Origin of the sequence: Mameliella sp. AT18 (assembly GCF_028807275.1) — a bacterium.
GTDB lineage: Bacteria > Pseudomonadota > Alphaproteobacteria > Rhodobacterales > Rhodobacteraceae > Antarctobacter > Antarctobacter albus.
Map to the genome: position 1 here is coordinate 1 of NZ_JARAMO010000209.1, position 12,651 is coordinate 12,651.

Below are 12,651 nucleotides of genomic sequence, written 5' to 3' on the forward strand. Positions count from 1 at the left end.
TCCGGTTGCGGCAAGACCACGCTCTTGCGCATCGTCGCGGGACTGGAATCGCCGACCGAAGGCACCGTTGAAATCCGCGGAAACGCAGTTTGGAACGGCACTCGCCGGTCTGCCGCGGCAACCCGCCCCGTGTCGATGATGTTCCAGGAGGCACGGCTGTTCCCCTGGTTCACCGTGGTCGAGAATGTCGCCCTGCCGTTGCGGGTCGCGGGCGTCGGTCGCAAGGAGCGACTCGAACGCGCAACCGCGATCTGCGAGACCGTCGGCCTGAAGGAGTTTCTCCATCACCGGCCCAATGCACTGTCCGGCGGGATGCGCCAGCGGGCCTCTTTGGCGCGTGCGCTGGTGACGGAACCGCAACTCTTGCTGCTGGACGAGCCCTTTGGCGCCCTCGATGCCATGACGCGCGACGCGCTCAACATCGAGTTGATGGATGTCTGCGCCCGGGCCAACGTGACGACGATCCTCGTCACGCACTCGATCTCCGAGGCCGCCTTCCTGTCGGATCGCGTGGTTGTCCTGGCGCCGCGTCCGGCACGGATCACGGCGATGATCGAGATGCCGTTCGACCGCCCGCGCGGCTTGGAACTCCAACAGTCGATGGCATTCCAGAACATGGTCGGCGAATTGCGCCAAAAGCTGAGTGAGGGCGAATGATGTCGGAACGCACGCTCAAGATCGCACTGCCCGCGATTTCCGTCTGCCTCTTTCTGGTTGGCTGGTCCTTTTACGTTCGCACAGCGGAAGTGTCTGCTTTCGTTCTGCCACCGCCTGAGGCCATCCTCGTGGCACTTATCGAAATGGTGCAGACGCGCGAACTTTGGGACCATGCGCTTGTGACCGTGACAGAGGCGGTTTCCGGCTTCCTGATCGCCGTGGGCCTTGGCATCAGCCTGGGGTTCATCATGGCGCGGGTTCCTCCGGTGGAATGGGCGGCCAAGCCCTTTATCGTGCTGCTGCAGCTGATCCCCAAGATCGCGCTGGCGCCGCTGTTCATCCTGTGGTTTGGATTCGGGCTGGAATCCAAGATCGTCATCGCGGCGGCCCTGGCCTTTTTCCCGGTCTTTTCCAACGCGCTGCAGGCGTTCAAGTCGGTCGAACCGGGGGACAAGGACGTCTTCACCATCCTGCAGGCAAACCCGGTGCAACGGTTCTACCTGCTCGACGTACCCTCTGCCCTGCCGGTGATCCTGACCGGGACAGAGGTCGCCGTGGTGCTGGCGATGATTGGCGCTATCGTGGGTGAGTTCATCGGCGGGAACGAAGGTTTGGGCTACCTGGCCGTGGCGCACCTGCAGAACCTCGCGGTCCCCGAGCTTTTTGCCGTCATCGTCATCCTGGCGATGGTCGGCCTGCTTCTCTACACGTTGATCGGCCGTTTGCGGCAGAGCTTTTCGGCCTGGCACGTCTCGTCCGAGACGGCCTGAGCCATATCAGCAGACGGGACAGCCCATCTTTCGGGTGGGCGCCACCACCTGCGCCTGGCCTTCGCGGGCCAGGCGTATCATCCCCCCGGCCACGTCGATGACCTCTCGGTCGATATGATCGGCCAAGGCCCTTGCGGCGCGGCTGGACCTGTTGCCGGACCGGCAGACGATCAGGATTTCATCCGCCTTTTCCAGATCCTTGCCCAAGGCCGATACGAACTCTTCCGCAGACCGCCAGGAATGCAGGCGTGCGCCCGGCAAAACCCCGGTGTCCTTCCACTCGTCCGGTTCCCGTATATCCACCACGAGCCGCCCGTCGCGTGGGGCAAGATCCGCCACAGGGCGGGCTTCGGACACCGCCTTGCTGTCGCCGCTGCTGCGGGCCCAAAGGCCAAAGGCGAGGGACGAAAACAGGATGGCCAGGCCGGCGATGGTTGTGCGTCGGGACATGTCGATCTCAAACGTATCTCATTTTATAGATATGATATGGCCCAAATCCGATAAAGTCCAAGCCTGTTGGACCAATCACGCTGACCCAAGGTCTGACACATGGCCGCAGGCAGGGCCTTTCCCGGCAATGCGACACTGTATACGGCTGCATACTGTAGACGCGCCCCTCTGCTTCGCCTATGGAGGGGCCAACCGTCACCTCTGCTGAGAAAGGCCGGACACATGTCTGATTCCACTCCCGACATCATCTACACCAAGGTCGACGAAGCACCCGAGCTGGCCTCGGCCTCTCTGCTTCCGATCATCCAGAAATTCGCCGCCGCCGCTGGCGTTTCCGTGGGCACCAGGGACATCAGCCTGGCAGGCCGGATCATCGCCACCTTCCCCGAGGTTCTGACAGAAGACCAACGCCAGTCCGACGACCTGGCCGCATTGGGCGACCTGGTGAAAAAGCCCGAGGCAAACGTCATCAAGCTGCCGAACATCTCGGCCTCCGAGCCGCAGCTTGTCGCCGCCGTCAAGGAACTGCAGTCGCAGGGTTACGCGTTGCCCGACTACCCCTATTCCCCGTCCACCGACGAGGAAAAGGCCGTCCGCGCCAAGTACGACACCATCAAGGGCTCGGCCGTGAACCCGGTGCTGCGCGAAGGCAACTCGGACCGCCGCGCCGCTGCCGCCGTCAAGAAATTCGCCCAGAACAACCCGCACCGGATGGGTGATTGGACCGCCGACAGCAAGACGCGCGTCGCCTCGATGCCCGGCGATGACTTCTTTGCCAACGAGGTGTCCGCCACGCTGCCCAAAGCCGCGACCGCCAAGATCGTCCTGGAAACCGCCGGTGGTGAAACCGTTCTGAAAGAGGGCGTGTCCTACCCCGAGGGCACCGTCGTCGACGCGACCTTCATGTCGGCCGCCGTACTGGATGATTTCCTGGCGCAGGAGATCGAGAAGGTGAAGGCCGACGGCACGCTGTTTTCGCTGCACATGAAGGCCACGATGATGAAGGTCTCTGACCCGATCATCTTTGGCCACGCGGTCAAGGCATGGTTGGCGCCGGTGTTCGAAAAATACGGCGACGAGATGAAGGCGCTGGGAGTGAACCCGAACGCCGGCATGGGCGACCTGCTGAACCGTGTGAAGGACAATGCCGAGATCATGGAGGCCATCGAGGCCGTGCGCGCGGAACGCCCGCCGATGTACATGGTCGACAGCGACAAGGGCATCACCAACCTGCACGTGCCGTCCGACGTCATCATCGACGCGTCCATGCCCGCGCTGATCCGCGCCGGCGGCAAGGGCTGGGGCCCGGATGGCAAGGAACACGACACCACCTGCGTGATCCCCGACAACTGCTATGCACCGGTCTATGACGAGGCGATCGAGTTCTTCAAAGCCAACGGCAAGCTGAACCCGGCCACCGCCGGCACGGTGCAGAACTTGGGTCTGATGGCGCAGAAGGCCGAAGAATACGGCAGCCACCCGACCACCTTCGAGATTCCGGAAGACGGCACCGTCAAGATGGTCCTCGACGACGGCACCGTGCTGCATTCGCATGCCGTCAAGGCGGGTGACATCTGGCGGTCGGCCTCGGCCCGCAAGGCGCCGATCGAGGACTGGGTGAACCTGGCCATCGAACGGCAGAAGGCGACGGGCTATCGCGCGATCTTCTGGCTGGACGCAACCCGCGCGCATGACGCCGAGCTGATCGCCTACGTCAAGCCGATCCTCGAGGCGAAGGGCGTGGCCGACAAGTTCGAGATCATGGCCCCGCGTGAGGCAACCCGCGCCAGCCTTGAAACCATCACCAAGGGCGAGAACACCATCGCCATCACCGGCAACGTGCTGCGCGACTACCTGACCGACCTCTTCCCGATCCTCGAACTGGCGACCTCGGCCAAGATGCTGTCCATCGTCAAGCTGATGAACGGCGGCGGCCTGTTCGAGACGGGTGCCGGCGGTTCTGCCCCGAAGCACGTCCAGCAGCTGCAGGCGGAAAACCACCTGCGTTGGGACTCGCTGGGCGAGTTCTGCGCGCTGGGAGAAAGCTTCAAGTTCCTGGCCGATGCGCGTGACAATGCCAAGGCGCGCGTGCTGGGCGATGCGGTGGAAACCGCGACGCAGGGAATCCTGGACAACGACCGCAGCCCGTCGCGGAAGGTGGGTGAGCCCGACAACCGCGACAGCCACTACTGGTTCGCGCGCTACTGGGCCGAGGCGCTGGCGGCACAAGGCGACGACGCCGAACTGGCCGCGCATTTCGCACCCATCGCCAAGGCCTTGGCCGATGGCGAAGCAGCGATCACCGGTGAACTGGCGGCGGCGCAGGGCAGCGCGGCGGACCTGGGCGGCTACTACCACGGTGATCCGGCCAAGACCGCATCCGTGATGCGCCCCTCGGCTACGCTGAACGCGATCATCGGCTAAGGCACTGACATGCAAAATGAAAACGCCCGACGGAGCGATCCGGCGGGCGTTTTTCTTTGCGCGATGCGGTCAGGACTGAGGTTGATCCGCGTCCTGTGGATCCTGTTCCGGCGGATCGTCGTAGATCGACCAGTCATGCTCGCCTCCGGTCGGGGGCAGGTCGCTGCGCCGCAGCCCCATCAGGATATGCGTCTGCGCGATGAACAGGGCCGTGACCGGTGCGGTCAGGAACAGGAAAAGGGTGATCAGCAACTCGTGAAAGGACAGGTCGTCCTTGACCAGCAGGAAATACAGCATCGAGGCGATGAGAACGCCCCCCACGCCCAGCGTCGTGGCCTTGGTGGGCGCGTGCAGCCGCTGCATCGTGTCGTTCAGTTTCAACAGGCCCAGCGACCCGACAAGGCCAAAGATCCCCGCGATAATGAGGAAGGCCGAAACAAGGACTTCTGCAAACATGGGCTTCCTCCCTACTCGATGATGTCGCCGCGCAAGAGAAAGCGGCAATAGGCGACGGTGGACACGAAACCGACCATCGCGACCAGCATCGAGGCTTCGAAATAGATGGCTGTGCCCTGCAGGATTCCGTAGAGGACCAGCAGTGCGATGATGTTGATGACCATCGTGTCCAGGGCAAGAACCCGGTCGGCCTGTCCCGGCCCGGTCACGATGCGCCAGAGGTTGAACAAGAGCCCGAGGCCGAAACAGCCGATCGCGAAATACAAAGCGTAGGTGATCATCCGAAAATCTCCTTCAGCCGGGCTTCGTAGCGGGTCTTGATCTCATTCCGGACGCCGTCGGGATCATCGGTGTGCAGGCAATGCACCAACAGCGACGTCCCGTCCGAGGACAGCAGGGCGGACACGGTGCCGGGGGTCATGGTGATGGTGCCGGCCAGAACGGTGATCGCCTCGGGCGAGGTCAGGTCCAGCGGGACGACGACCCATTGCGAATGGATCTTCGCGCGCGGCTTGAACAGGATGATCAGGGCCACCTGGATATTGGCGACGATGATGTCCCATATCACCAGCAGGACATAGGGCACCGTCATGACGGGCCGTTTCAGCCGCGGCCGACCGGGCCAGTAGGGCGAGGTCAGGATCGGCACCACGATCCCCAGGAAACCGCCCAGCAGGATATTGCCCGGGGTGACCTTGTTGACCAGCATCAACCAGACCAGCAACAGGGTCAGGCTCAGCAGAGGGTGCGGAAAGATGCGTTTCAGCATGGCTTAATGCTCCTCTTCCGCAAGGGGGTCGGCGGCGTCGTGCAGCGGATCGGCCTCGGGTTTCTCGGGCTTTTCCACCGGCGCCAGAACGGAGTCGATATAGCCCGAGGGTTCGAACAGCTGGTTTGCGGCGGCGCGCATGTAGCCTGTGGCTGGACCAGCCAGGACGGCCAGCCCTACCAGCAGCGCCAGCAGCATCATGACCGGTGCCAGTTCGGTCCCCCGTGCGGGGGCAGGCGGCGGGTCGGACTGGATCGCCTCTGTGCCCTCGGGCATTTTCAGCGCGGTCGACTTCCAGAAGATCATGCTTCCCGCGCGGGCAAAGCCGACGATGGTCACAAGCGAGCCGACAAGAATACCGGTCCAGGCCCAGGGCATCAGGTCCGGTTCACGCAGCGCGTCGAGGATCAACAGCTTGCCCAGGAAACCCGACAGCGGCGGCATCCCGGCCATCGCGATTGCACAGGCAAAGAAGAGCCCGGCAAACAGCCCGTTCTGCAGAACCGGCGGGCGCGCATCCAGCTCGTCCGAGCCGCGACGGCTGACCACCAGGTCCGCCAGCAGGAACAGGGCGGCGGCCGAGAAGGTGGAATGCACGAGGTAGTAAAGCGCGGTTTCGGTCGCATAGGCATCGACCGGTGCCACCGCCAGCATCATCGTCCCCATCGACCCGATCACCGAGAAGGAGAGCAGGGGCATCAGCCGCCGCGCGGCCAGCACCCCCAGCGCGCCCAGCGTCAGCGTGACCATCGCAGCAGGGAACAGCCAGGTCGTCACCACGTCCTTGGTCGGCTCTGCCCCGGGATGGAATGCCAGCGTGTGCAGGCGGATGATCGCATAGGCGCCGACCTTGGTCATGATCGCGAACAGCGCCGCGACCGGGGCCGGGGCGTTGGAATAGGTGCCGGGCAGCCAGAACTGCACCGGGAACAGCGCGGCCTTGATCATGAAGACGATCAGCAACAGCACAGCCGCAACGCGCACCATGCCCGAATCTTCGGCCGCGATCTGCGGCACCTTCACGGCAAGATCGGCCATGTTCAGCGTGCCGGTCGTGGCGTACATCGTGCCGAGCGCGAACAGGAACAGCGTCGATCCGGCGAGGTTCATGACGACGTATTGCAGACCCGCCTGCATCCGCACCTTGCCGCCCGAATGCACCATCAGGCCATAGGAGGCGATCAGCAGAACCTCGAAGAAGACGAACAGGTTGAAGGCGTCGCCGGTCAGGAAGGCGCCGCAGATGCCCATCAGCTGGAACTGGTAGAGCGCGTGGAAATGGCGCCCCTTCGCGTCCCATCCCGTTGCGATGCTGTGCCAGAGCACGATCAGCGCCAGCGAGGCGGTCAGCAGCACCATCATGGCCGACAGCCGGTCCAGCACCAGCACGATGCCAAAGGGTGCGGGCCAGTCGCCTAGGCGATAGACATGGGTGCCGCCATCGGCGGCCCAGAACGCCAAACCCAGGGCGATGACGAAAAGAGCCACGGTAGAGGCCGCCGAAGCGACCCGGGCCAGCACGATGTCGTGCCGCATCACGTAGCCGATGAGCGGCGCCATCATGGCCGGCAGCACGACGGGGGCGATGATCCAGTGACTCATGCCGCGTCGTCCTTCTCTTCGGCGTCTTTCATGTCGATGCTGTCATCCCCGGCCTCCAGGTAGGCCCCGAGAGCGAACATCACCAGCACCGCCGTCATCCCGAACGAGATCACGATCGCCGTCAGCACCAGCGCCTGGGGCAGCGGATCGGTATAGGGGACATCGGCGTATTTGTTCAGGATCGGCGGCGCGTTGATGGCCAGCCGCCCGGTCGAGACCAGGAAGATGTTGACCGCGTAGCTGAGCAGGGACAGCCCGAGGATCACCGGGAAGGCGCGCAGCCGCAGGATCAGGTAGACCCCGCCCGCCGTCAGCACGCCGATGGCGCTTGCGACAAGCAATTCCATGTCACGCCTTTCCTTTCTCGACCATCTTGCGCGGGCGAGATGGGTCATAGTCCATTGGTTCGGGATTGACGGTTTCGCCCGCGTGGCGTGCCATCCGGCTGAGGCTGTAGAGCATCAGCATCACGGCCCCCAGCACGCAGAGGAACACGCCAAGGTCAAAGAGCGCGGCGGTGGCCAGCTCGAACTCCTCGATCGGGGGCAGGTGGACATAGCCGAAGGCCGAGGTCAGGAAGGGTGTCCCCGAAAGCCAGGCGCCCATGCCGGTCAACCCGGCGATCACCACGCCCCAGCCGATCATCGCGTGATATTCGAACTGTTGCCGTCGCGAGGTCCATCCGAAACCGGACGCCATGTACTGCATCAACAGCGCGATAGAGAACACCAGCCCGGCGACAAAGCCACCGCCCGGCTGGTTGTGGCCGCGCAGGAAGATGTAGACGCCGACCATCAGCGCGATGGGCATCATCACGCGGGTTGCGATCACCATCATCAGCGGATGGCGGTCATGCGACCGGTCGAAGTTGTAGCCCGAGTTGCGCAGTCTTGCGCCCGCCGGGCCACTCAACAGTGCCTCCATCAGGGCAAAGATCACCAGGCCCGCGATGCCCAGGACGATGATCTCGCCGTAGGTGTCGTAGCCCCGGAAATCCACCAGGATCACGTTCACGACGTTGGTGCCGCCGCCGCCCTTGTAGGAATTGGCCAGGTGGAAGTCCGAGATCGAGCTGAAGTCCCGTGTCATGAAGGCAAAGGACAGCGCGGCGACGCCGATGCCGGCGGCCACGGCGATCATCCCGTCCAGCGCACGGCGTCCGGCGGTGTTTTCCTGCGGCGTGGTCTTGGGCAGGAAGTGCAGCGCCAGGAGCAGCAGCATGATCGTCACCGTCTCGACCGAGATCTGCGTGAGCGCAAGGTCGGGGGCCGAGATGTAGATGAACCCGGCCGAGATCATCAGCCCGATGACCCCCAGCACCACCAGCGCGCGGTAGCGCATGTGGTGCTGCATGACGATGACCGCCGTGGCGCAGACCAAAAGGACCCAGCCTACCGCGACAACCGGCGGGATCGGCAGCAGGTCGCGCGTGGCGGGGGCAATCTCGCCTCGCAGGAAGGCGGCGTAACCGACCGCCACCGTGGCGGCGGTGAAGATCGCCAGGTAACGGCTGATCGATCCGTCGTGCAACGTGTCCGAAATGGCGCGGGACAGGCGCACGCAGCCCGCGATCACCGCGTCGAAGACAGCCTTGGCGTAGAAGGGCCCGGCCTTGATCCAGGCGGCATCCAGCGGGCGGTGCAGCAGCAGCAGCACCGCGCCCCCGGCAACGGCGGCAATCGACATGTAAAGCGCCGGTGTCACGCCGTGCCAGATCTTGAGATGGGCATGGGTTTCATGCCCGGTGACGGCGGTGGCGGCCATGTTCACCACGTCCTCGGCCAGGAAGGGTGCGATACCGATCAGCACCACGAAGATGCACAGAAAGGCGGGTGACAGCCACATCCCGGCGGGCGGATCATGCGGCTTGTGCGGGTAGTCGTCGCGCACCGGGCCGCCAAAGACGTGAAAGATGAACCGAAGCGAATAGGCGACAGAGAAAAGCGCCCCGAAGGTGGCCAGCGCGGGCACGATCCAGGGGTTTTCCCACCAGTAGGTGTGGCTTGCTTCCTCCAGCATCATTTCCTTGGACAGGAAGCCGTTGAACAGCGGGATACCGGCCATCGACAGGGCGGCAACCGTTCCGATGACGGCGGTGATCGGCATCAGTTTTGCAAGACCCCCCAACCGCTTGATGTCGCGGGTGTGCGCCTCGTGGTCGATGATGCCGGCGGTCATGAAGAGCGCCGCCTTGAAGGTCAGGTGATTGAGGATGTGGAACACTGCCGCAATCGCCGCGGCCTCTGTGCCAAAGCCCAGCAGCATGGTCAGCAGGCCCAGGTGCGACACGGTCGAGAAGGCCAGCAGACCCTTGAGGTCGTCCTTGAACAGCGCGATCACGGCCGCGATGACCATCGTGACCATCCCCGTGGTTGCCACGGCGTAGAACCACAGTTCCGTGCCCGACAGCGCGGGCCACATGCGGGCCATCAGGAAAACCCCGGCCTTCACCATCGTGGCCGAGTGCAGGTAGGCCGAGACCGGTGTCGGCGCAGCCATCGCGTGCGGCAACCAGAAGTGGAAAGGGAACTGCGCCGACTTGGTGAAGGCCCCCAGAAGGATCAGGATCACGGCGGGCGTGTACCAGTCCGAGGCCTTGATGGCGTCACCGGCGGCCAGGATGTCGGTCAGGTTGTAGCTGCCCGCGATATTGCCCAGGATCAGCATCCCGCCGATCATCGCCAGACCCCCGGCGCCGGTCACCGTCAGTGCCATCCGGGCGCCCTGGCGGCCTTCGGGCAGGTGTTTCCAGTAACCGATCAACAGGAAGGAGGACAGCGAGGTCAGCTCCCAGAAGATAAGCAAAAGCAGGATATTGTCCGAAATCACGATGCCCAGCATCGCGCCCTGGAACAGCAGCAAATAGGTATAGAACTGCCCCACCGGATCCTCTCCGGACAGGTAGTAGCGCGCGTATAGCGTGATCAGCAGGCCGACGCCCAGGATCATGCAGGCGAACATCAGGCCCAGACCGTCGAGGAAAAAGGCAACCTCGAGCCCCATCTGGGGCAGCCAGGGGATCGACATGGTGTAGACCGTGCCCTCCATCACGCCGGGGGCCAGCGTGCCCAGCATGACCAGCGCAAGCACGGTCGGCACGGCGGTGAAGGTGGCGGTGGCGGTTCGGCCGGCCCGGATCATGATGCCGGGCACAAGAGCGCCCAGGAAGGGCAGCAGCGCGATGATGGGCAGAAGACTGCTCTGGGTGGTCATTCGCGTCTCCGCAGGGTCAGGAAATTGACGTTTTTTCCGAAAAGACCGCGAAGATTGCAATGATTATTCCAGAAAAAGGAACCATTGCCGCGGATACAGAACGGGGTCGGCGCGGCCTCAGAGGCCGGAGGCAGGGCACCACGGATCACGCAGGCCACACGGACAGAAGCGGAACAACCTCGACACCCCCCAAGAGAGGCCGTTGTTCGATCTGATCCCCTGTTGCGGCACTCTGCGGCCCGTCCCCCCGTGTCTTCCGCCCCTGGCGGTTCCCGACCCTTATTGTGGGCCAAGAGCGCCTCGGTGCAAGGTCAAAGATGACGATTTCCATCATGTTTCCGGCTTTTGACCGGGATACGCGCCGCCCTTTGGTGTTCCGTGTCAGGCGGACTCGGTGCTGTTGCGCAGGTAATAGTCGCGATACCAGGCGACGAACTTCGCCACGCCCTCGCGCACCGAGGTGCGGGGGCTGTAGCCGGTCAGGGTCTGCAGCAACGTGGCATCCGCCCAGGTCGCCGGCACATCGCCGGGCTGCATCGGCATCAGGTTGCGGGTCGCGTTCAGGCCCGTGGCCTCTTCGATGGCCTCGATGAACTCGGTCAGCTGCACGGGTTCGGAATTGCCGATGTTCACGACACGAAAGGGGGCCACCGGCGACAGGCTGTCGCCCTCGGGCACGTTCCCGTCGGCAGGCCGCTCCGGCGCCGCGTCCATCAGCAGGCGGATGCCGTCTACGAGGTCGTCGACGTAGGTAAAGTCGCGCTGCATGTCACCGAAGTTGTAGACGTCGATGGGCTGGCCCTGAAGGATGGCCCTGGTGAACTTGAACAGCGCCATGTCCGGCCGCCCCCAGGGCCCGTAGACGGTGAAAAAGCGAAACATCGTCGTCGGCACATCAAAGAGATGCGCATAGCTGTGCGCCATCGATTCGGTGCTTTTCTTCGTCGCCGCGTAAAAGGACATCTGGTAATCGGCGCGGTCGGTTTCCCGGTAGGGCATTTCGGTATTCGCGCCATAGGCCGAAGAGGTCGAGGCCAGGAGCAGGTGGCGCGGCGGATGCGCGCGGGCCGCTTCGAGGATCTCGAATGTGCCGATGATGTTCGATTCAAGGTAGGACCGGGGGTTCTCGATCGAGTAGCGCACGCCTGCCTGCGCGGCGAGATGGATCACCACCTCGGGCTTTTCCCGGGCAAAGAGGTCCGCCATGCGCCCTGGATCCTCGACCCGGCCAATCTCGGGCACGAAGTCGCCCAGAGGGGCCAGGCGCGCGTGCCGGTTCTGTTTCAGCGACACCTCGTAATAGTCGGTCAGCGCGTCCAGCCCGATCACGCGCCAGCCTTCACTCAAAAGCCGCGCGCAGCAATGATAACCGATGAAGCCGGCGGAACCGGTGACAAGAGCGGTGGGCATGACGCAGAGTCCTGAGAATTCGTGCCTGTTACGGGGAGTCGTTTGCCTGATCCCCGGCGATGCGTCTAGTGTTTGCGCGAACGGATAGAGGGACGACGATGGAACTGAAGAAAAACGCCTTCAAGGCAGGCTTGCAGGAGGGCCGCCTGCAGCGCGGCATCTGGTGTTGCATGACCGATCCGCTGGCCGCCGAGATGATGGCGACCTGTGGTTATGACTGGATGCTCTTCGACTGCGAGCATTCGCCGATGGACCCGATCCGCGTGCTGCCGATGCTGCAGGCGGTGGCGCCCTATCCGGTGTCGGCCCTGGCACGGCCTGCCTCGTTGAATGCGCCCGAGATGAAACGGCTGTTGGACATCGGGGCGCAGACTTTGGTCGTGCCCTATGTACAGAACGCCGAAGAGGCCGCCGAAGCTGCGGCTGCGGTCGCCTATCCGCCCGCGGGTATCCGGGGCGTCGCGGGGATGACGCGGGCCAGCAGTTTTGGCCGGATCGCGGACTACCACGCCACAGCGCGCGACGAGTTGTGCCTGATCGTCCAGGTCGAAACGGTCGAGGCGATGGCCCAGATCGAGGCAATCGCCGCAGTGCCCGGCATCGACGGCATCTTTATCGGCCCGGCGGATCTTGCGGCCTCGATGGGGTATCCGGGCAAGCCGACGCACCCCGAGGTCCAGGCGGCGGTTGTCGACGGGATCAAGCGGATCACGGCGGCGGGCAAGCCGGCGGGCACGCTGACCACCGACCCAGAGTTCGGCCAGAAGGCGATTGACGCCGGTGTGGGCTTCATCGCACAGGATCTTGACCTGGTGGCCCTGCGCAAGGGGCTGAGCCGCAGCTAGGCCGTGACGCTTGTCAGGACGCCCTGCCTGCGAGCAGGGCGCCTTTTGCCCCATC

12 protein-coding genes are annotated in these 12,651 nt (G+C 64.0%); 4 read left to right on the forward strand and 8 right to left on the reverse strand.

Annotated elements, in window-relative coordinates:
* On the forward strand, positions 1-657 hold a 657-nt coding region (locus PVW46_RS18225), incomplete at its 5' end, for an ABC transporter ATP-binding protein (protein ID WP_274577058.1).
* Positions 654-1,427, forward strand: coding sequence for an ABC transporter permease (locus PVW46_RS18230; RefSeq protein ID WP_043142976.1), 774 nt, complete (start codon positions 654-656; stop codon positions 1,425-1,427). The genes PVW46_RS18225 and PVW46_RS18230, both read left to right, overlap by 4 nt.
* Positions 1,428-1,433: 6 nt before the next feature.
* Here PVW46_RS18230 and PVW46_RS18235 read toward each other — a convergent pair whose 3' ends face one another.
* The gene (locus PVW46_RS18235) at positions 1,434-1,877 is read right to left on the reverse strand and encodes a rhodanese-like domain-containing protein (protein WP_069211202.1); all 444 of its coding nucleotides are present in this window, start codon (positions 1,875-1,877) and stop codon (positions 1,434-1,436) included.
* A 222-nt stretch (positions 1,878-2,099) separates the two neighbouring features.
* Here PVW46_RS18235 and PVW46_RS18240 point away from each other — a divergent pair, with 222 nt between their 5' ends.
* Positions 2,100-4,301: an NADP-dependent isocitrate dehydrogenase gene (locus PVW46_RS18240; protein WP_069211203.1), complete on the forward strand. Its 2,202-nt coding sequence runs from the start codon at positions 2,100-2,102 to the stop codon at positions 4,299-4,301.
* 69 nt (positions 4,302-4,370) lie between these two features.
* Here the strand turns inward: PVW46_RS18240 and PVW46_RS18245 are convergent, their stop codons facing one another.
* The 7 genes from PVW46_RS18245 to PVW46_RS18275 form a co-directional block, all read right to left on the reverse strand.
* Positions 4,371-4,757: a Na+/H+ antiporter subunit G gene (locus PVW46_RS18245; RefSeq protein WP_043142983.1), complete on the reverse strand. Its 387-nt coding sequence runs from the start codon at positions 4,755-4,757 to the stop codon at positions 4,371-4,373.
* 11 nt (positions 4,758-4,768) lie between these two features.
* Positions 4,769-5,038, reverse strand: coding sequence for a K+/H+ antiporter subunit F (locus tag PVW46_RS18250; RefSeq protein ID WP_043142987.1), 270 nt, complete (start codon positions 5,036-5,038; stop codon positions 4,769-4,771).
* Positions 5,035-5,526, reverse strand: coding sequence for a Na+/H+ antiporter subunit E (locus PVW46_RS18255; RefSeq protein ID WP_043142990.1), 492 nt, complete (start codon positions 5,524-5,526; stop codon positions 5,035-5,037). The genes PVW46_RS18250 and PVW46_RS18255 overlap by 4 nt, the downstream gene beginning before the upstream one ends.
* Positions 5,527-5,529: 3 nt before the next feature.
* Complete coding sequence (locus PVW46_RS18260) at positions 5,530-7,128, reverse strand: monovalent cation/H+ antiporter subunit D (RefSeq protein ID WP_069211204.1); 1,599 nt, start codon at positions 7,126-7,128, stop codon at positions 5,530-5,532.
* The gene (locus tag PVW46_RS18265) at positions 7,125-7,475 is read right to left on the reverse strand and encodes a Na+/H+ antiporter subunit C (RefSeq protein WP_043142992.1); all 351 of its coding nucleotides are present in this window, start codon (positions 7,473-7,475) and stop codon (positions 7,125-7,127) included. Before PVW46_RS18265 ends, PVW46_RS18260 begins: the two co-directional genes overlap by 4 nt.
* A gap of 1 nt (position 7,476) precedes the next feature.
* The gene (locus tag PVW46_RS18270; RefSeq protein WP_274577062.1) at positions 7,477-10,341 is read right to left on the reverse strand and encodes a monovalent cation/H+ antiporter subunit A; all 2,865 of its coding nucleotides are present in this window, start codon (positions 10,339-10,341) and stop codon (positions 7,477-7,479) included.
* 381 nt (positions 10,342-10,722) lie between these two features.
* Positions 10,723-11,751 (reverse strand): NAD-dependent epimerase/dehydratase family protein, encoded by a 1,029-nt coding sequence (locus PVW46_RS18275; protein ID WP_069211206.1) that lies wholly within the window; start codon positions 11,749-11,751, stop codon positions 10,723-10,725.
* A 98-nt stretch (positions 11,752-11,849) separates the two neighbouring features.
* Here PVW46_RS18275 and PVW46_RS18280 point away from each other — a divergent pair, with 98 nt between their 5' ends.
* Entirely contained in the window at positions 11,850-12,596 is a 747-nt protein-coding gene (locus PVW46_RS18280) for an HpcH/HpaI aldolase family protein (protein WP_069211207.1), read from the forward strand.
* Positions 12,597-12,651: the final 55 nt, after the last annotated feature.

Bases quoted from the DNA above. Each gene is read 5' to 3' on its own strand.
- PVW46_RS18260 (WP_069211204.1), bottom strand. From the start codon at position 7,128: ATGAGTCACTGGATCATCGCCCCCGTCGTGCTGCCGGCCATGATGGCG.
- PVW46_RS18245 (WP_043142983.1), bottom strand. From the start codon at position 4,757: ATGTTTGCAGAAGTCCTTGTTTCGGCCTTCCTCATTATCGCGGGGATC.
- PVW46_RS18250 (WP_043142987.1), bottom strand. From the start codon at position 5,038: ATGATCACCTACGCTTTGTATTTCGCGATCGGCTGTTTCGGCCTCGGG.
- PVW46_RS18270 (WP_274577062.1), bottom strand. From the start codon at position 10,341: ATGACCACCCAGAGCAGTCTTCTGCCCATCATCGCGCTGCTGCCCTTC.
- PVW46_RS18235 (WP_069211202.1), bottom strand. From the start codon at position 1,877: ATGTCCCGACGCACAACCATCGCCGGCCTGGCCATCCTGTTTTCGTCC.
- PVW46_RS18280 (WP_069211207.1), top strand. From the start codon at position 11,850: ATGGAACTGAAGAAAAACGCCTTCAAGGCAGGCTTGCAGGAGGGCCGC.
- PVW46_RS18230 (WP_043142976.1), top strand. From the start codon at position 654: ATGATGTCGGAACGCACGCTCAAGATCGCACTGCCCGCGATTTCCGTC.
- PVW46_RS18240 (WP_069211203.1), top strand. From the start codon at position 2,100: ATGTCTGATTCCACTCCCGACATCATCTACACCAAGGTCGACGAAGCA.
- PVW46_RS18255 (WP_043142990.1), bottom strand. From the start codon at position 5,526: ATGCTGAAACGCATCTTTCCGCACCCTCTGCTGAGCCTGACCCTGTTG.
- PVW46_RS18275 (WP_069211206.1), bottom strand. From the start codon at position 11,751: ATGCCCACCGCTCTTGTCACCGGTTCCGCCGGCTTCATCGGTTATCAT.
- PVW46_RS18265 (WP_043142992.1), bottom strand. From the start codon at position 7,475: ATGGAATTGCTTGTCGCAAGCGCCATCGGCGTGCTGACGGCGGGCGGG.